The 720-nt window shown below is 41.7% G+C and carries 1 protein-coding gene; it reads left to right on the top strand.

Translation table 11 applies throughout. The annotated features are described in order from the left end of the window. Window positions 1-84: 84 nt before the first annotated feature. Window positions 85-720 (top strand): transporter substrate-binding domain-containing protein (locus A3756_RS21230; protein WP_197481441.1); only part of this gene is annotated, 636 nt, incomplete at its 3' end.

Below are 720 nucleotides of genomic sequence, written 5' to 3'. Positions count from 1 at the left end.
CAGCATGGTCACCCCCCTAAAAAATCAGTAATAGCAGCTACTCTTTTCCCTAGGATTACGTCTTTTTCTTCACTCACTCAGTGTTTGCAGCTGCTTATATTAGGTTTTATTTTAGCCCCGCTATATAGCCACGCGACGCCCGATAGCTCAATCAACTTAAGCCTGGAAGAACAAGAGTGGTTAGCACTACATCCCGTTGTATCAATAGCATATGATGGTTACTTCCCTCCCTACAGTTTTTTGGACAATGACAAATCTATCGATGGTTTTTCGCCAGAGTTGTTCGGTATTATTTCAAAAAAACTGGGGGTCGAGTTTTCGCCCTATGCAAAAACGCAATGGAAAGAGCTATACGAAGATGCCAAGCAACATAAAGTAGATATTGTGGCAACAATGGTAGAGCGTGATGAACGCAATACCTGGTTCAAGTTCTCTGACCCATATATTCGAAAGTCATTAGTTATTATCACTCGTGACGACAACACAGAGATTGATAGCAAATTTGACCTGAAATATAAAAAAGTTGCTCTGGTTTCTGACTACCAATACGCTAAACGAATTACTAAAGAGTTCCCTACGATTCAACCCTTGAAGGTTGATACGATGCTTGATGCGCTCAATGCCGTGTCTGTCGGTGATGCCGATGCAGCCGTCTCATTTATTGGTGCTGGGCATTATTATCGCACCAAGTATCTGATCTCAAACTTAAAATATGCAGCA

The sequence above is a fragment of the Oleiphilus sp. HI0086 genome, from assembly GCF_001635225.1.
Note: the sequence above shows the minus strand (reverse complement) of the source record. Positions and strands in the feature narration are given on the sequence as shown.